This is a genomic window from Mesorhizobium sp. B2-3-5 (genome assembly GCF_006442395.1).
Taxonomy (GTDB): domain Bacteria; phylum Pseudomonadota; class Alphaproteobacteria; order Rhizobiales; family Rhizobiaceae; genus Mesorhizobium.
In genome coordinates, this window is record NZ_VFVX01000003.1 from 230,409 (window position 1) to 247,951 (window position 17,543).

The window sequence follows — 17,543 nt, forward strand, 5'->3', positions numbered from 1 at the left end:
GCTTCAGATCGTTGTCGTCAGATCGTTTCGGTATCGAATCGCTGTTGATTATGCGCAGGAGCTCATCAAGCGGCGCGCAATTTGCGCTCGCGGCGGATGACCTCTGAGGCCAATTGCAGGTAGGCCTGGCTGCCCGAGCACTTCAGATCGTACAGAATCGCCGGCTTGCCATAGGACGGCGCCTCGGACACCCGCACATTGCGCGGGATGATGGTCTCGTAGACCTTGTCGCCCATGTGCTCCCGGACGTCCTGCACCACCTGGTTGGCCAGATTGTTGCGGCCGTCATACATGGTCAGCACGATGCCCTGGATGGTGAGCTCCGGATTGATCGAACGGCGCACCTGCTCGACCGTTTCCAGCAGCTGGCTGAGGCCTTCAAGCGCGAAGAACTCGCATTGCAGCGGCACCAACACCGAATCGGCGGCCGCCATCGAATTGAGCGTGAGCAGATTGAGCGAGGGCGGGCAGTCGATCAGCACATAGCCGAAATTGGCCGAGCGCCCGGCCGCGGCGCGCAAGGCGTTGCGCAGCCGCAGCACCCGATCCGGCGCCGAGGCGATTTCCATTTCGATGCCGAGCAGATCGAGCGTCGACGGCACGATCGACAGGCCAGGCACGGCGGTCGGAACCGCCGCGGCTTCGAGATCCAGCTCGCCCGTCAGCACGTCATAGGACGAGACCGTGCGGTCCTTGCGGTCGATGCCGAGACCGGTGCTGGCGTTGCCTTGCGGATCGAGATCGACGATCAGCACTTTTTCGCCGATGGCCGCCAGCGCCGTGGCCAGATTGATGGCGGTGGTCGTCTTGCCGACGCCGCCTTTCTGGTTGGCTACGGTGATGATTCGAGGGCCATTCTTCATCATGGGTTTATGCCAGAAATTCATTTTTGGGTCGCCAAAATAGCCCGACAAGGCGAAGATCAGACAGGTCGCAGGTCAGACAGTTCAAGGATGACGCTATGAGGGTCGGTCACACTGGGATGTTCTACCAGATCGAAGGACCATCGGTTAACGCTTTCTTGCACTTCCGCGCGATAATCCCGGCCTTTGTGGAATAGCCCGCGCGCGCCTGACGTCAGCCAGGGCGCCGACAGGTCCAGCAACAGCGAGAGCGAGGCCAGAGCCCGCGCCGTGACGATTTGCGGCATCGAAACAAGCGCATGGCTGTCTTCGATGCGCCGCGCCACGACCCGTGCCGGCAGGTTGAACTGGCCGATGACGGTCTGCAGGAACGACGCCTTCTTACGGTTGCTTTCCACCAGATCGATGCTGGCCCCATCGCGCTCGGCGAGCAGGAAAGCCATGACCAGGCCCGGAAATCCGCCGCCCGAACCGATGTCGACCCAGCGCGTGGCATTGGGCTCTATGCGTCCAAGCTGTGCGCTGTCGAGGATGTGGCGTTGCCAGACATCGCCCGAGGTCGACTGCGCCACCAGATTGATGCTGCGGTTCCATTTCTGGAACATCTGCTCGAACGCCACCAGCCGATCGAATGTTTCACGTGAAACGGGGCCGGCCGCGTCCTGCAGGCTCTTCCAGGAGACAGAGCTCACGCAACGTCCCTCTGGGCGCTCTCATGGTGGCGGACATGCGCGACAATGATCGCCAATGCAGCTGGCGTCATGCCCTCCATGCGCTGGGCGTCAGCGATGGAGCGCGGCCGCCGCGCCTGCATCTTCTGCTTTAACTCATTGGACAGACCAGGCACGCCGGCGAAATCGACGCTGTCCGGGATCAGCCGGCTCTCCTCATGCCGAATCTGGGCGACGTCGGTCTTCTGACGGTCGAGGTAAACAGAATATTTCGCCTCCGTTTCAAGACGCTCCGCGGTCTTGGCGTCAATTGCCGCAAAGCGCGGCTCAATCGTCGCCAGCCAGGCGACGTCGACGCCGGGATAGGCCAGCAGCTCATAGCCCGATCGGCGGACGCCATCACGATTGATCTCCAGTCCGTGCCGCGCCGCCTCATTGGGCGTCATCGTCAGCGCGGTAGCCAGTTCCCGCGCTTCGTCGAGCCGCCGCATGACATTGCCATAACGCTGCATGCGTCGCGCGGAAGCGATCCCCAGCCTCTTCGCCAGCGGCGTCAACCGCTCGTCCGCATTGTCCGCGCGCAGCGACAGCCGGAATTCGGCGCGCGAGGTGAACATCCGGTACGGTTCGCTGATGCCGCGGCTGGTCAGGTCGTCGACCATCACGCCGATATAGGCCTCGGTGCGGCTGAGCACGACCTGCTCGCCGCCCGACGCCCGGCGCGCCGCGTTAATGCCGGCCAGCAAGCCCTGCCCGGCTGCCTCCTCATAACCGGTCGTGCCGTTGATCTGCCCGGCGAGGAAGAGCCCGGCGACGCGCTTGGTCTCGAGTGTCTGATCAAGCTCGCGCGGATCGACATGGTCATATTCAATCGCATAGCCGGGCTGCAGCATCACAGCCCGCTCCAGGCCCGGAATGGTCTTCAGAATATCGAGCTGGACATCTTCGGGCAGCGAGGTCGAGATCCCGTTCGGATAGACAGTGTGATCGTCCAAGCCTTCCGGCTCGAGAAAGATCTGATGTCCATCCCGATCGCCGAACTTGACGATCTTGTCCTCTATCGACGGGCAGTAACGCGGCCCAACGCCTTCGATCGAGCCGGAATACATGGCGGAGCGGCCCAGATTGGCACGGATCAGCTCGTGGGTGGCGGCGGTCGTGCGCGTGATGCCGCAATCGATCTGCGGCGTCGAGATATGATCGGTCATCAGCGAGAACGGCACCGGATCCTCGTCGGCCGCCTGGCTTTCGAGCGACGCCCAGTCGATGGTCCGCCCGTCCAGCCGTGGCGGCGTGCCAGTCTTCAAGCGGCCGAGTTGGAAGCCGGCGCGGGACATCGTCGCCGACAGGCCAAGGCTCGCCTGCTCGTTCATGCGGCCGGCGACGATCTTCTTCTCGCCGATATGAATGAGGCCGCGCAGGAAAGTTCCGGTCGTGAGCACCACCGCGCCGCAAGCAAGCCTGCGGCCGTCGGCCAGCAAGACGGCTGCGATCCGCCCGTCCACGATCTCGAAGTCCAGCACCTCGGCCTCGACCACGTCGAGATCGTTCTGCTGCCGAATCGCTTCCTGCATCGCCAGGCGATAGAGCTTCCTGTCGGCTTGCGTGCGCGGGCCGCGCACCGCTGGCCCCTTGCGGCGGTTGAGCAGGCGGAACTGGATGCCCGCGGCATCCGTCACACGGCCCATCAGGCCGTCCATGGCGTCGATCTCGCGCACCAGATGCCCTTTGCCGAGCCCGCCGATCGCCGGGTTGCATGACATCACGCCGATCGTCTCGAAGCGCAACGTCACCAGCGCGCTCCTGGCGCCGGCGCGCGCGGCGGCACTGGCTGCCTCGCTACCCGCATGGCCGCCGCCCACCACAACCACATCATAGTGATCGGTCATTTCCACATCCTGGACTCGAAAGATTTTGAGGACACATGTCCCCGCGGGGCGAAGCTGTCAAGAAAACTTCGCGGCAAGTTTCACGTGAAACAGAGCGGCAAGGTCCGGCAACGTCGTTTGACGTGAATCAATGGAACGATTGGGGCAATCCAGCCTGCCGGTGTTTCACGTGAATCCTTAAGCGTCTTCGCGCCGGTGCGTGTTTCACGTGAGTCATTTCCCAATGCAGAACTGCGCGAAGATCACGTCCAGCATGTCCTCGACATCGATGGCGCCGACAATTCGGCCCAGCCGATCCGCCGCGAGCCGCAACTCCTCGGCACGGAGCTCCTGGCCTGTGGCGCCGGCTTCGGTCGCCCGAAGCAGATGGCGGTTCGCCTCGCCAAGCAATTCGACATGCCGCAGACGTGACGGCAGAACATCGCCAAGGTCGCCGGCCGCATCCGCCGCGCGCTGGCCGATCTCTGCAACGAGCGCGTCCACGCCCGCCCCATTCAGGATCGAAATAACGAGATCATAATGTCGGCGCGCTGCCACTGCCGTCCGCTCATCGAGCAGATCGAGTTTGGTCCCGACCCGCAGCACCGGTACCGAACCGGGCAGAGAAGCGACATCGCCGGGATTCGCCACGTCCTCCAACAGCAACACGAGATCGGCGCGATCGGCCTTGGCTCTCGCTCTCTCGATGCCGATCGCTTCGACCTTGCCTGCCGCCTCACGCAATCCCGCTGTGTCCGTCAACCGGATTCGCAACCCCTCGAGATCCAGCGCCACCTCAAGCAGATCCCGCGTCGTGCCAGGCTCATCCGTTACAATAGCTGCATCCCTTCGCGCCAAGGCGTTGAACAGACTCGACTTGCCGGCGTTCGGCGCGCCGAGGATCACAACCTCGAAGCCGTCGCGGATGATCTCCGCGGTGCGAAAACCGGCGATGTGACGGTCGATCTCGCCGATCATCATCCCGACATCGGACCAGACCGTATCCGAAACGGCGCCGGGCACGTCGTCCTCATCGGCAAAGTCGATTTCGGCCTCGATCATGGCGCGCGCATGGACAAGCCTGCGACGCCAGCCGAGATAGAGTTCACTCTGGACGCCCTCGGCATTTCGGAGGGCAAAGCGCCGCTGCGCTTCGGTCTCGGCGTTGACAAGATCCGCCAGCGCCTCGGTCTCGATCAGGTCGACCTTGCCATTGAGAAACGCGCGGCGCGTGAATTCCCCAGCTTCGGCATGCCTGACGCCCGCAAAACCGGTGATCGTCTCCAGCATCCTGGCCACCACGGCGCGTCCGCCATGGACATGAAATTCGGCGACATCCTCGCCGGTGAAGCTGGCCGGGCCTGGGAAGAAGATGATTAACCCGCTGTCCAGCACGATTCCATCGGGGGCCCTGAACTTGCGCAAGACCGCCGCGCGGTCCTTAACCATGCCGCCCGCGATCGTTTCGACAACGAATCGAGTCTGCGGGCCGGAAATACGGATGATGGCAACGCCTGCCGGAAGCCGGCCGCTCGACAGCGCAACGATCGAATCGGCTGAAATCATTTGCCCACCCTGTCGAACCGCCCTAGCTTCCGCCACACACTGAACCGAGTTTGCCGCCCAACTACCCACTGTGACCGAGTTGCCCGTTGTGACATTGCCCGCGCAAAACCTGCTTGCCGACGAAGCCAGCCCCTATTTGCAGCAACATAGCGGCAATCCGGTGCATTGGCGGCCCTGGTCGCCGGCTTCGCTGGAAGAGGCGAAGGCCCTGGACAGGCCGATTCTGCTCTCCGTCGGCTATGCCGCCTGCCACTGGTGCCATGTCATGGCCCATGAGAGCTTCGAGAACGACGACGTCGCCGCCGTCATGAACCGTCTGTTCGTCAATATCAAGGTGGACCGCGAGGAGCGCCCCGACATCGATCAGATCTACATGGCCGCGCTCTCCTCCATGGGCGAGCAGGGCGGCTGGCCGCTGACCATGTTCCTGACACCGGACGGCAAGCCGTTCTGGGGCGGCACCTATTTTCCCAGGGAGCCGCGCTTTGGCCGCCCGGGCTTCATCCAGGTGATGGAGGCGGTGGACAAGGCCTGGCGCGAGAAGAGGGCCAGCCTGAACCAGAGCGCCGACGGCCTGACCACCCATGTCGAGGTGCGGCTCTCGGCGGCACATGCCAAGGCGCTTCTCGATCGCGATACATTGTCCGACCTTGCCGGCCGCATCTCCGGCATGATCGACCGTGACCTTGGCGGCCTGCGCGGCGCGCCCAAATTCCCGAATGCGCCGTTCATGCTCACGCTGTGGCTGTCCTGGCTGCGCGACGGCGATGCCGCGCATCGCGACGACGTCCTCGTCAGCCTGGAACAGATGCTGGCCGGCGGCATCTATGACCACATCGGCGGTGGACTGAGCCGCTATTCGACCGACGCGGAATGGCTGGTGCCGCATTTCGAAAAGATGCTCTACGACAACGCCCAGCTCATCCGCTTCTGCAATTGGGCATACGCGGCGAGCGGCAATGATTTGTTCCGCATACGAATCGAAGAGACCGTCGAGTGGCTGCTGCGCGAAATGCGCGTCGACGGCGGTGCCTTTGCCGCCAGCCTGGACGCCGACAGCGATGGCGAGGAAGGCCTTTTCTACACCTGGACCAGAGAGGAGATCGAAGCCGTCCTTGGCGACGATTCCGGCTTGTTTTTCAAACACTTCACGCTCTCCAGCCCGCACGGTTGGGAAGGCAAGCCGATTGTCCATCAAACCCTCGCCCAGCAAACCCAAAGCGTGGCCGACCGCGAAAGGCTGGTAGAGCTCAAGGCCGGACTTCTCGCCGCTCGCGAAGATCGGGTCCGGCCAGGCCTCGACGCGAAAGCCCTGACCGACTGGAACGGCCTGGTGATCGCGGCGCTCGCAGAGGCCGGCCGATCGCTGGCGCGACCCGACTGGATCGATGCGGCGGCCAAGGCCTTTGCCCATATCGGCGCCGCCGCCAGAGACGGGCGCTTGCCGCATTCCATGCTCGGCCCCAGAAAGCTGTTTCCTGCTCTGTCCGGCGACTATGCCGGCATGACCAATGCGGCGATCTCGCTGTTCGAGGCGTCAGGCGATTGGCGCTACATCGATCAGGCCAGCCGGTTCATCGAGCAGCTCGACCGCTGGCACGTCGACGCCGAGGGGACGGGTTATTACCTGACCGCTTCCGACAGCACGGACGTGCCGATCCGCATCAGGGGCGATGTCGACGAAGCCATTCCGTCAGCCACCAGCCAGATCATCGAAGCGCTGGTCCGGCTGGCTTCCGTTACCGCCGATATCGAGCTGCAGGAGAGAGCGTGGAAGATCGCCGAGCACGCCGCCGGCCGCGCGGCGCACCAGGCCTATGGCCAGGCGGGCATCGTCAATGCCTGTGCACTCGCGATCGAGCCATTGAAGTTGGTTGTCGTGGACAGGCCGGAGGATCCAGCGCTCGTTACGGCCGCGAATCGACGTCCTGACCCGCGTCGCGTCGACATCATTGCAGCGATTGGTTCGGAAGCGAATCGACCCTTGCTGCCTGGCGGCATTTTCCCGCCGACCAACAGGGCGGGCGCCTGGCTTTGTACGGGCCAGCTTTGCCTTCCCGCTGTAAGCGACCCGCAGGAGCTCGAGCATCTCCTGCACCGCCAATAGGGCAACTCGGGAAAAGTGTGAGGCGATTTTCCGTCAGGCGGTGTCCGCTTCCGCCGGCACAGCCGAAGGCAATGCCCTGACCGATTTCGCATCCGGCCGTGGCTTGAACAGCAAATCCCTGGCCGCGATCACCGCGCCGACCGTAATGAGCACGCAGGCAAGCACCACGGACCAGTGGAACACGCCAAACCCGGCCAACAACAGCACGATCACCGAAAACAGCGGCGCGGCATAAGACAAGGCACCCAGGATCATGATGTCCCCGTGCTTGCAGCCATAGTCCCAGGCATAGAAGCCGGCGCCGAGCGGGATCGTGCCAAGAACGAGGATCGCGGCCCACTGCATCGTCGTTTCGGGCCAGACCGTGATTTCCAGCGTCAGATGCAACGCCAGCGCAACCACGGCGGTGATGAAGCAGTAGCCGGCCACCACATCGGTCGGCACCTGGCCGAAGCGCCGTGACAGGACGGAATAGCCGGCCCAGATAAAGGCGCAGAACAAGGCAATGACATGACCCTTCATCACGCCATTCGCGAGACCGATAGTGCCTCCCTTGGTGATCACCACGATCGCCCCGGCAAGGCCAAGGACGACGCCGACAAGGTGGTGAGCCTTGAGCCTTTCGCCCGGCAGGAAGGCGGCGAAGACGACGATCAGCAAAGGCCAGAGATAGGCGATCAGGCTGACCTCGACAGGCCGTGCGGACTGAATCGCGAAGAAATAGGCGCAGTGATAGATGCACAATCCCGCCACCCCTGTCGCCCAGACCTCCCATGGCTGCCGCAGCGAACGGACCGCGCCTGGACGGAAGGTCCAGCTGCCCACTCCGACAAGCGCACCGAGAAAGAACGTCATCGCCGCCAGCTGAAAGGGCGGTATCGGCCCCGCGGCCGTGGAAAGCAGCGCCAGAAACGACCAGGTCAGGATGGCTGAAAAGCCGACAAGCGTCGGGATGGTCTTCTTCACGTCACTTCCAACCGCGCATGTGATCAAAACAGCAAACCGGCTCGGGCAGAATCATGCCTCAACAAGACGCGCACCATCGCACAAGGCTGGCACCGCCCGCCGCCGCATACAACCACGCGGTATCCGGAATGCGACCCATCTGGAGGCAACAAAAAGCCCCATCCCGGTTGACCGGAATGGGGCCTGATGCGCGGTCCGGGAAATTCCCGATTGCCCGTTACGTGTTCATCGAATCGAAGAAGTCGGCATTGGTCTTGGTCTGCTTCAGCTTGTCGATCAGGAACTCGATCGCATCGGTGGTGCCCATCGGCGCCAGGATACGGCGCAGCACGAAGATCTTCTGCAGGTCCGAACGCGCGACCAGAAGGTCTTCCTTGCGGGTACCGGACTTGAGGATGTCTATCGCCGGATAGATGCGCTTGTCGGCCACCTTGCGATCCAGCTGGATTTCGCAGTTGCCGGTGCCCTTGAACTCCTCGAAAATGACTTCGTCCATACGGCTGCCGGTGTCGATCAGCGCCGTGGCGATGATGGTCAGCGAACCGCCTTCCTCGATGTTGCGCGCCGCGCCGAAGAAGCGCTTCGGCCGCTGCAGCGCGTTGGCGTCGACGCCGCCGGTCAGCACCTTGCCGGAGGACGGCACGACGGTGTTGTAGGCGCGGCCGAGGCGGGTGATGGAATCGAGCAGGATGACGACGTCGCGGCCATGTTCGACCAGCCGCTTGGCCTTCTCGATGACCATTTCGGCGACCTGCACGTGGCGCACCGCCGGCTCGTCGAAGGTCGAGGAGATGACTTCGCCTTTGACCGAGCGCTGCATGTCGGTCACCTCTTCCGGGCGCTCATCGATCAGAAGCACGATCAGATAGCATTCCGGATGGTTGGCGGTGATGGAGTGCGCGATGTTCTGCAAAAGCACCGTCTTGCCGGTGCGCGGCTGCGCGTTGATCAAGGCGCGCTGCCCTTTGCCGATCGGCGCCACCAGATCGATCACCCGAGACGATATGTCCTTGGTGGCCGGGATCTCGACTTCCATCTTCAGCCGCGAGGTCGGATAGAGCGGCGTCAGATTGTCGAAATGGATCTTGTGGCGGATCTTTTCCGGATCGTCGAAATTGATCGTGTTGACCTTGAGCAGCGCGAAATAGCGCTCGCCCTCTTTCGGACTGCGGATCGGCCCTTCGACCGTATCGCCGGTCTTCAGCGAAAAGCGGCGGATCTGCGACGGCGAGATGTAGATATCGTCGGGACCTGGAAGATAGTTGGCATTGGCGGAGCGCAGGAAACCGAAACCATCCTGCAGCACCTCGACCACACCTTCGCCGATGATCTCGACGTCCTGTGCGGCCAGCTTCTTCAGGATCGCGAACATCAGCTCCTGCTTGCGCATGACGCTGGCGTTCTCGACCTCGAGCGATTCGGCATAAGCGATCAGCTCTGGCGGTTTCTTGTTCTTGAACTCGGTAAGTTTCATTTCTTGCATAGACGGACTCTGGGTGAGCTTTGGGAAAATATCGGCGGGATGCGACAAATGCCGGGCGCGGCCGAAAACAATGAGGGGCGGCGCATGACGGGAAGGAAGACCCGTCTTTTATCGTCGGTCTGGTGAAAGAGCAAGCCGCGTTTTACGGACCTGACAGGCCTCAGAAAGGCTTGACGACAACCAGGATCACAATTGCCACCATCAGCAATGTGGGGATCTCGTTGACGATCCGCCAGTGCCGCGCCGGCTTTTCATTGCGATCCTCGGCGAATTTGCGCACCGCGCTGGCGAGATAGCCGTGAACCGCGGACAACAGGAGCACCGCGGCGATCTTGGCGTGCAGCCAGCCACCCTGGAAACCAAAACCTTTCCAGGCGAGCCAGAGGCCGAACATCCAGGTGACGATCATTGCCGGATTGATGATGCCGCGCAGCAGGCGCCGCTCCATCACTTTGAAGGTCTCCGATTGCAGCGAACCCTTCTCGGCATCGGCGTGATAGACCAGCAAGCGCGGCAGATAGAGCATGCCGGCCATCCACGAAATGACGGCGAGAATATGGATCGCCTTTGCCCAGGGATAGAAACTTTCAGGCGCAACGAAAAACAACAATGCGGTGAGCACAACAAGCGCCGCGATACCGACGACCATGCGCATCATTGCCTGACCGGTGCTGTTCGTGTTTCCAGTGCTGTCCGACCGAGCCATCAGCGTGTCGCGCTCCTCACCTGTTTCACCATCGCCTCGACATGCGCGACCGGCGTCTCCGGCGTGATGCCATGGCCGAGATTGAAGATCAGCAGGCCTTCGCCCAAAGCCTTCAGGATCGCCTCGACGCCATCGGCGAGCGCCTGGCCGCCGGCCACCAGCCGCAACGGATCGAGATTGCCCTGGACGGCACCCGAGCGCTGCAAGTCCTTCGCCGTCTCCAGCGGCACCGTCCAGTCGATCCCCAGGCCGGTTACGCCGGTCTTCTCCCGATAGGTCTGGTAGCGCACACCGGCGCCCTTGGGAAAGCCGATGATCGGAACATCGGGATGGGCAGCCCTGACCTGCCGGACGATCTCGGCCACCGGCTGAACGCAGAACCGTTCAAAAGAGGCATCGTCGAGCACGCCGGACCAGGAATCGAATATCTGCACCACGTCGGCGCCGGCCTCGATCTGACGGATCAGGTAGGCCGCCGAATGATCGGCGAGCACCTTCAGCAGTTGTTGAAAGGCGACCGGTTCGCGATAGGCGAACAGCCGCGCCGGCGCCTGGTCCGACGTACCGTGGCCGGCAATCATGTAGGTCGCCACCGTCCATGGCGCGCCGCAGAAGCCGATCAGGGTCGTCTCGTCGGGCAGTTTCGCCCGCAGCCGACGAACCGTCTCGTAGACCGGTTTGAGATTCACGTGAAACATGCTGCTCTCCAGAGCCGCGATCTCGGCGGCGGAGATCGGCGTCAGCAGCGGGCCGCGCCCCTCTTCGAAGCGAACGTCGCGGCCAAGCGCGTGCGGAACGACAAGGATGTCGGAGAACAGGATCGAGGCGTCGAAGCCGAAGCGCTCGATCGGCTGCAGCGTCACTTCGACGGCAAGGTCGGGATCGTAACAGAGGTCAAGGAACGAGCCGGCACGTCGGCGCGTTTCACGATACTCCGGCAGATAGCGCCCGGCCTGGCGCATCATCCAGAGCGGAGGAGGAAAATGAGCCTTGCCCTTCAGGACATCCAGCATGATCCGGTTCTGGGGCATCGAGCGCTCGCTTCTCCAAGCCTCTTTCTAATCAAATATTCTTATATCTAAGATTCTTCTGATTCTAAGAGTCTGTTGGTTGTGGTGGTTGTCACCTGTCCCGCTTCATCAAGCAAAAAGCCAGCAAGCATATTGTCGCGCGCTTCTTTCTCCCGAATGCAGGGTTCTGGGGACGATCAGGAATCCATCATCGGAGTCAAAGCGTTACGCCGCCGCCGGAAAAGCCGGCCCTGTGGACGGACGAAAGGCAAACGACATCCTCCCCGGATTTGTCCCCAGCCGCCCGACGAAGCCGACAGCACATCGAATTGTGGACAAACTGGCATCTGATACAGTCGCCTTCGACGAGCCCGGCTCGTTGTCCGACCTTATCCACATCCGCCCACAGACCCAGGTGATCCCTGTGAACAAACCCCAGAGCTTCTTTCACCTGCACCTGATTTCCGACGCGACCGGCGAAACGCTGCTCGCAGCCGGCCGCGCGGCTTCCGCGCAATACAAGGATGCGCGAGCCATCGAGCACATCTACCCGCTCATCCGCACCGAAAAGCAGGTGGCCAAGGTGTTCGAGGACATCGAGGAGGAGCCGGGCATCATTCTCTATACCGTCGTCGACCAGAGGCTGGCGCGCGGCATCGATGAGCGCTGCGCCACCATGGGCCTGCCCTGTGTCTCGGTGCTGGAGCCGGTGCTTACCGTTTTCCAGTCCTATCTCGGCACGCCGGCCGGCCGGCGCGTCGGCGCCCAGCACGTCCTCGACGCCGAATATTTCCGCCGCATCGATGCGCTCAACTTCACCATGGAACATGATGACGGCCAGCTGCCGGCCAATATGGACGATGCCGACATCGTGCTGATCGGCATTTCGCGCACCTCCAAGACACCGACCAGCATCTATCTCGCCAACCGCGGCATCAAGACCGCCAACATCCCGATCGTGCTCGGCGTGCCGGTGCCCGAGAGCCTGGTCAACGCCAAGGCACCGCTGGTCGTCGGGCTGATCGCCACCGCCGAGCGCATCTCGCATGTCCGCCAGAACCGCATCCTCGGCAACAGCAGTTCCTATGTGCCGACAGACTATGTCGACCGCGCCGCCATCAATGAGGAGCTTGCCTATGCCCGCCAGATCTGCACCAGGCACGGCTGGCCGATGATCGACGTCAGCCGCCGCTCGATCGAGGAAACGGCGGCGGCGATCGTTGCCCTGCGGGGGAAGAACAGATAGATGAGCGAAGAGTCGGTTTTGCGGAAGTCGGCGCTGCCCCTCACCTGCCTGCCGGCATCCTCTCCCCATATAGGGACGGGGAGAGGGGCGCTGTCATTGATGGTTTCGCCAATCGTCAACGTGGCCGGAAAGAGCGCATGCGCTGAAACCGCTCCTTTCTCCCCGTCCCTATACGGGGAGAAATGTCCGGCAGGACAATGAGGGGCGGCGCCGGCTTCACTGAATAAGCCCCGTACTCCAACCGCGCCTGTGTCCGCGCCTGTGTGAAAAAATGACCGAAAAAATCATCCTTGCCTCAGGCAGCCCGTTCCGCAAGGCGATGCTTCTCAATGCCGGCATCGACGTCGAAGCGGTTCCCGCCGATGTCGACGAGCGGGCGCTGGAGGCGCCCTTGCAGGACAGCGGCGTTTCGCCGGAAGATGTCGCTCTCATCCTCGCCGAGGCCAAGGCCACCGAGGTCAGCGAGCGCAAACCCGGTGCGCTGGTGCTCGGCTGCGACCAGACATTGTCGCTCGGCGATGAGGTGTTCCACAAGCCGGCCGACATGGAAGGCGCGCGCCGCCATCTCCTGGCGCTGTCGGGCAAGACCCACCAGCTCAACAGCGCCGCCGTGCTGGTGCGTGACGGCAAGGTGCTGTGGCGGCATGTCGGCATCGCCTCGATGACCATGCGCAAGCTCGCCCCTGCCTTCATCGGCCGCCATCTCGCCCGTGTCGGGGCCAAAGCCCTGGCCAGCGTCGGCGCCTACCAGGTCGAGGGCGAAGGCATTCAACTCTTCGAAAAGATCGAGGGCGACCATTTCACCATTGTCGGCGTGCCGCTTTTGCCACTGCTGGCGGAACTGCGCACGCTGGGAGCCATTGATGGCTGAGGCTATCAAGAAGGCCTTCGTCACCGGCCATCCGGTCAAACATTCGCGCTCGCCGAAGATCCATGGTTACTGGCTGGCCGCATATGGCATCGACGGCAGTTACGAGGCCATCGACGTCGCGCCGCAGGACTTCGCCGAATTCATCGCGACCTTGCAGCCGGCCGGCTATCGCGGTGGCAATGTCACCATCCCGCACAAGGAGGCAGCCTTCGCGCTGGTCGAACGCCGCGATCAGGCGGCTGAAGAGATCGGTGCCGTCAACACGCTTTGGTTCGAGGACGGCGTCCTGTGGGGCGGCAACACCGACGGCCATGGCTTTGCCGCCAATCTTGACGATTACGCGCCGGACTGGGTGAATGCGGGGCCCGCGGTCGTGCTTGGCGCTGGTGGCGCGGCCCGCGCCGTGGTCCAGGCGCTGAAGCGGCGCGGCGTCCGCGACATCCGCATCGTCAACCGCACGCTTGCCCGGGCTATAGAGTTGCGCGATCGTTTCGGCAACGGCATTTCGGCGCATGACATGGCGGCGACCAACGAACTGCTTGCCGACGCCGGCCTGCTGGTCAATACCACGGCACTCGGCATGCATGGCAATGAAGGCCTCTCCGCCGATCCGGCTCTGTTGCCGGCCCACGCCATCGTCACCGACATCGTCTATGTGCCGCTTGAAACGCCGCTGCTGGCTGCCGCCCGCGCCAGGGGGCTGAAGACGGTCGACGGCCTCGGCATGCTGCTCAACCAGGCCGTGCCCGGTTTCGAACGCTGGTTCGGTTTCATGCCGCAAGTCACCACGGAGCTGCGCGCGCTCATCGTGGCCGACCTGGTGCCGAAAGCATGATCGTACTCGGTCTCACCGGCTCGATCGGCATGGGCAAGTCGACAACGGCCAGGATGTTCGCCGAGGCTGGCGTGCCCGTCCACGATTCCGACGAGACCGTGCATCGCCTCTATGCCGGCAAGGCGGCGCCTTTGGTCGAAGCCGCCTTTCCCGGAACCACATCTGTCGGAAGCGTAGACCGCGCAAAACTGGGTGCCCGTGTGCTCGGCGACGCCACCGCGCTGAAGCGGCTGGAGGCCATCATCCATCCGCTGGTTCGTGCCGACGCCGACGCCTTCCTGGCCAAGCGTCGTAACGCCGGCGAATCGATCGCCGTGCTCGACATTCCGCTGCTGTTCGAAACCGGTGGCCGCAACCGCGTCGACAAGGTCGTCGTCGTTACCGCGCCCGCCGAAATCCAGCGCCAGCGCGTGCTGGCGCGGCCAGGCATGACCGAGGAAAAACTGGCGTCGATCCTGGCCAAGCAGGTGCCAGACGCGGAGAAACGCGAAATGGCCGATTTCATCATCGACACCGGGCTGGGGCTGGATGCCGCCCGCGCCGCCGTCGCCGCCATCATCGCCGAACTCTCCGGGGATAAGTCCGGCAACACCCCCTCCTGACGGCATGCTGTCGGCGTTGCCCATTGCCATTTTGTTCCGGTCTCGCGATGCTGCTCCTTTGGAGCAACTGATTCGATGCGCGAGATCATCTTCGACACCGAAACCACCGGCCTTGATTCGCGCGATGACCGCGTGATCGAGCTTGGCGGCGTCGAGCTGGTCAATCGCTTCCCGACCGGCAAGACTTTCCACCACTACATCAACCCGCAGGGCCGCGCGATCCACGCCGAGGCGCAGGCGGTGCACGGCATCAGCGCGGCGGATCTTGCGGGCAAGCCGACCTTCGCCGAAATCGCCGAGGAGTGGCTGAAGTTCACGGAAGGCGCCAAGCTGATCGCTCACAACGCCACCTTCGATATCGGCTTCCTCAATGTCGAGTTCGCCCGGCTTGGTCATCCGCCGGTCGACAATGGGCTTGTCGTCGACACGCTGGCTCTGGCGCGCCGCAAGCACCCGATGGGCCCCAATTCGCTCGACGCGCTCTGCCGGCGCTACGGCATCGACAACACGAAGCGCACCAAGCACGGCGCCCTGCTCGATTCCGAACTGCTGGCCGAAGTCTATATCGAGCTGATCGGCGGCAAGCAGGCCGCCCTCATCCTCGACAGCATGGCCGGCCCTTCCCAGGGCGGCGACAATGTCCGCCAGATCGAGATCGTCGTCGCCGAACGACCGGCACAGCTGCGGCCGCGCCTGACCGAAGCCGAGCGCGCCGCCCATGCCGCCATGGTCGCCACGCTCGGCGAAAAGGCGCTGTGGCTGAAAGCCGCTTCATCCGAAGCAAGTGCCGTGGCGGCGTCGTAAGGCATTTCCAGGAAAAGTGTGAGACGGTTCGCCGTCCGGAATTTCGTCAAGAAACAAGGACGAACCTCAATACGGCCATTCGCCCCGGCCCAGCGCCGCAATTGCATCGATGATGCGGACGAAAGCCTCCGCCGCGGCTGGCACCGTGGTGCGGGCGCGCAGGAAACTGTGCACCAGCCGCTTCTCCTCATGCCACCACGCCTTGCCGCCTGCGGCCAGGATGCGGTCGCGATAGGTCTCGCCATCCGAGGACAGCGGATCGCATTCGGCCGTGATGACCACGGTGGGCGGCAGGCCGGAGAAGTCGGTGTCGCGCAAGGGCGAGAAGGTCGGATCGTCGGGCGATTGCCGCCTGACGGAGCGGACATCACGGTAGAAGGCGACGTCGCCGACCGACAGCAGAGGTGCCTCCGCATGCTCGACATAGGAGCCGGCGTTTTCGTCTCCGCCGAGGCCGGGATAGATCAGCACCTGACCGATCGCTGCGCGGGCATGCCGGCGCGTCGCCTGCGCAACAGCCGCCGCCAGATTGCCGCCGGCACTCTCGCCGCACAGCACGATCGGCAGGCTGCTCGTCTTGGCCGCCCATTCGAAGGCGGCCAGCGCATCGTTGAAGGCGGCGGGGTGGACATGCTCCGGCGCCAGCCGGTAGTCGATCGACAGCACCTCGAAGCCGGTGCCGGCGCAGATCTCGGCGCAGATGTCGTCATGGCTGTCGAGCCCGCCAAGGATGAAGCCACCGCCATGATAATAGACGACCAGGGCTCGCGCGGCCTCGCCGGCGCGCTGGTAGCGGCGCACCGGAATCCCACGATCGGCGGCGGCGATCAGCCCGTCACGGGTCTTGACCCCTAACGGGCGCCCCTGATGGAAGGCGCGGCACATCCGGTTATAGACCGCGCGCTGCTTGTCGACAGGCAGGCCGACGATCTCTTGCGGGTACCAGGCGTTGACGCTGTCAATATAGGCCCACAGGGCCGGGTCTAGCCGGGTCTCGTACTTGCCGCGGCTGGTCACGTCAGTCTGCACGGCCGGGCGCATCAGAGCTCGGCATAAAGCTCGGCCGCGTTGTCGAAGCTGAAGCGCAGCGGCACCGAGCCTTCGACCTGCCAGGCGGTGACCGTCTCGCCGGCCAGCAGCCGGCAGGCGCCGTCGGTGTCGACAACCGCGCCACCATAGAGCCGGTTGGCAAGGTTGAGGATGCCGGTCTGGTGCATGGCCGCGCTGCCGCTGCCGCAGGCATCCTTGACCAGCAGCACGCGAAAGCCCTTGGCCACGGCGTCCTTGACGGTGGCGTCGATGCAGGCCTCTGTCCAGACGCCGGCAACAACCAGCCATTCGATGCGCGAAGCCTTGAGCTGATCGGCCGCTGGCCCGGACCGGAAGGCGCTGGCCTCGGCCTTGATCAGCAACGCCTCGCCATTGGCCGGCGCCACCTCGTGACAGATCTCGGTCAGCGGATCGCTCTTGTCGGAGAAGGCCGATTTGCCGTCGGCATCGAGCGGATGAAACGGCCGATCCTGTTTGTCGAGATCGACGATATAGGCCCAGTGATGGAGCGGCACATGGTTCTCGCGCGCCGCCATCTGCAGTCGCCGGACGTTGGCGAGGATTTCTTCAAAGCCGTCGACCAGGTAGCGTGGGTCCTGCCGGTGCTCTTCCTGCAGGTCGATGAAGACGGCGGCCACCGAACCGCGCTTGATGGTGATGGGGCTTTTCATGCGGAGGGTTTTCCGGCTAACGCTGTTTCTCTCGGCATGTTGGCCGACATGTTGGCACAGACCTCTGATGTTGGCCGAAGAGCGTCCGCGACTTCGTCATTCCAGGGCGTCGCGGAGACCCTGGAATCCATGCCGTGATGTTTGTCGAAGGGTGCAGCGGAGCAGAATTCTGCTCCGTGGTGACACGTTGGGGTCGCGGCATGGATCCTAGGGTCTGCGCCGCG

Annotated in this window: 16 protein-coding genes; 6 read left to right on the forward strand and 10 right to left on the reverse strand. The window is 63.4% G+C overall.

The window, feature by feature from the left end; all coding sequences use genetic code 11:
* Positions 1–65: 65 nt before the first annotated feature.
* The 4 genes from FJ958_RS05775 to mnmE all read right to left on the reverse strand — a co-directional run bounded on the left by FJ958_RS05775 (position 66) and on the right by mnmE (position 4,968).
* Complete coding sequence (locus FJ958_RS05775) at positions 66–866, reverse strand: ParA family protein (protein ID WP_140612853.1); 801 nt, start codon at positions 864–866, stop codon at positions 66–68.
* Positions 867–922: 56 nt separating this feature from the next.
* A complete protein-coding gene (gene rsmG, locus FJ958_RS05780) occupies positions 923–1,555 on the reverse strand; it encodes a 16S rRNA (guanine(527)-N(7))-methyltransferase RsmG (RefSeq protein ID WP_140740535.1) in 633 nt (210 codons plus the stop codon).
* Entirely contained in the window at positions 1,552–3,423 is a 1,872-nt protein-coding gene (gene mnmG, locus FJ958_RS05785; RefSeq protein WP_140740538.1) for a tRNA uridine-5-carboxymethylaminomethyl(34) synthesis enzyme MnmG, read from the reverse strand. Before mnmG ends, rsmG begins: the two co-directional genes overlap by 4 nt.
* Positions 3,424–3,636: 213 nt before the next feature.
* On the reverse strand, positions 3,637–4,968 hold the full coding sequence (gene mnmE, locus FJ958_RS05790; protein ID WP_140740541.1) for a tRNA uridine-5-carboxymethylaminomethyl(34) synthesis GTPase MnmE: 1,332 nt from the start codon (positions 4,966–4,968) through the stop codon (positions 3,637–3,639).
* 88 nt (positions 4,969–5,056) lie between these two features.
* Here mnmE and FJ958_RS05795 point away from each other — a divergent pair, with 88 nt between their 5' ends.
* Positions 5,057–7,075 (forward strand): thioredoxin domain-containing protein, encoded by a 2,019-nt coding sequence (locus tag FJ958_RS05795; RefSeq protein WP_140740544.1) that lies wholly within the window; start codon positions 5,057–5,059, stop codon positions 7,073–7,075.
* A gap of 33 nt (positions 7,076–7,108) precedes the next feature.
* Here FJ958_RS05795 and FJ958_RS05800 read toward each other — a convergent pair whose 3' ends face one another.
* The 4 genes from FJ958_RS05800 to hemE form a co-directional block, all read right to left on the reverse strand.
* The gene (locus FJ958_RS05800) at positions 7,109–8,041 is read right to left on the reverse strand and encodes an EamA family transporter (RefSeq protein WP_140740547.1); all 933 of its coding nucleotides are present in this window, start codon (positions 8,039–8,041) and stop codon (positions 7,109–7,111) included.
* A gap of 217 nt (positions 8,042–8,258) precedes the next feature.
* Positions 8,259–9,524 carry a transcription termination factor Rho gene (gene rho, locus FJ958_RS05805; protein WP_140697565.1) on the reverse strand — a complete coding sequence of 422 codons (1,266 nt, stop codon included), beginning with the start codon at positions 9,522–9,524 and terminating at the stop codon, positions 8,259–8,261.
* 160 nt (positions 9,525–9,684) lie between these two features.
* Positions 9,685–10,230, reverse strand: a complete 546-nt coding sequence (gene hemJ, locus FJ958_RS05810) for a protoporphyrinogen oxidase HemJ (RefSeq protein ID WP_140740550.1) — start codon at positions 10,228–10,230, stop codon at positions 9,685–9,687.
* Entirely contained in the window at positions 10,230–11,261 is a 1,032-nt protein-coding gene (gene hemE, locus FJ958_RS05815; protein WP_140740553.1) for a uroporphyrinogen decarboxylase, read from the reverse strand. The genes hemJ and hemE overlap by 1 nt, the downstream gene beginning before the upstream one ends.
* Positions 11,262–11,664: 403 nt before the next feature.
* Here hemE and FJ958_RS05820 point away from each other — a divergent pair, with 403 nt between their 5' ends.
* The 5 genes from FJ958_RS05820 (at position 11,665) to dnaQ (ending at position 15,598) form a co-directional block, all read left to right on the forward strand.
* Entirely contained in the window at positions 11,665–12,486 is an 822-nt protein-coding gene (locus FJ958_RS05820) for a pyruvate, water dikinase regulatory protein (RefSeq protein ID WP_140740556.1), read from the forward strand.
* Positions 12,487–12,757: 271 nt separating this feature from the next.
* The gene (locus FJ958_RS05830) at positions 12,758–13,357 is read left to right on the forward strand and encodes a Maf-like protein (RefSeq protein WP_140740559.1); all 600 of its coding nucleotides are present in this window, start codon (positions 12,758–12,760) and stop codon (positions 13,355–13,357) included.
* A complete protein-coding gene (locus FJ958_RS05835) occupies positions 13,350–14,192 on the forward strand; it encodes a shikimate dehydrogenase (RefSeq protein WP_140740561.1) in 843 nt (280 codons plus the stop codon). Before FJ958_RS05830 ends, FJ958_RS05835 begins: the two co-directional genes overlap by 8 nt.
* Positions 14,189–14,794, forward strand: a complete 606-nt coding sequence (gene coaE, locus FJ958_RS05840; RefSeq protein WP_140740564.1) for a dephospho-CoA kinase — start codon at positions 14,189–14,191, stop codon at positions 14,792–14,794. Before FJ958_RS05835 ends, coaE begins: the two co-directional genes overlap by 4 nt.
* 75 nt (positions 14,795–14,869) lie before the next feature.
* Positions 14,870–15,598 (forward strand): DNA polymerase III subunit epsilon, encoded by a 729-nt coding sequence (gene dnaQ / locus FJ958_RS05845; protein WP_140740567.1) that lies wholly within the window; start codon positions 14,870–14,872, stop codon positions 15,596–15,598.
* 66 nt (positions 15,599–15,664) lie between these two features.
* On the opposite strand, the gene FJ958_RS05850 is transcribed toward dnaQ, so the two are convergent.
* Together FJ958_RS05850 and FJ958_RS05855 are read right to left on the reverse strand one after the other, a co-directional pair.
* The gene (locus FJ958_RS05850; RefSeq protein ID WP_140740570.1) at positions 15,665–16,639 is read right to left on the reverse strand and encodes an alpha/beta hydrolase; all 975 of its coding nucleotides are present in this window, start codon (positions 16,637–16,639) and stop codon (positions 15,665–15,667) included.
* Positions 16,639–17,319: an isochorismatase family protein gene (locus tag FJ958_RS05855; protein ID WP_140740572.1), complete on the reverse strand. Its 681-nt coding sequence runs from the start codon at positions 17,317–17,319 to the stop codon at positions 16,639–16,641. Before FJ958_RS05855 ends, FJ958_RS05850 begins: the two co-directional genes overlap by 1 nt.
* Positions 17,320–17,543 lie beyond the last annotated feature (224 nt).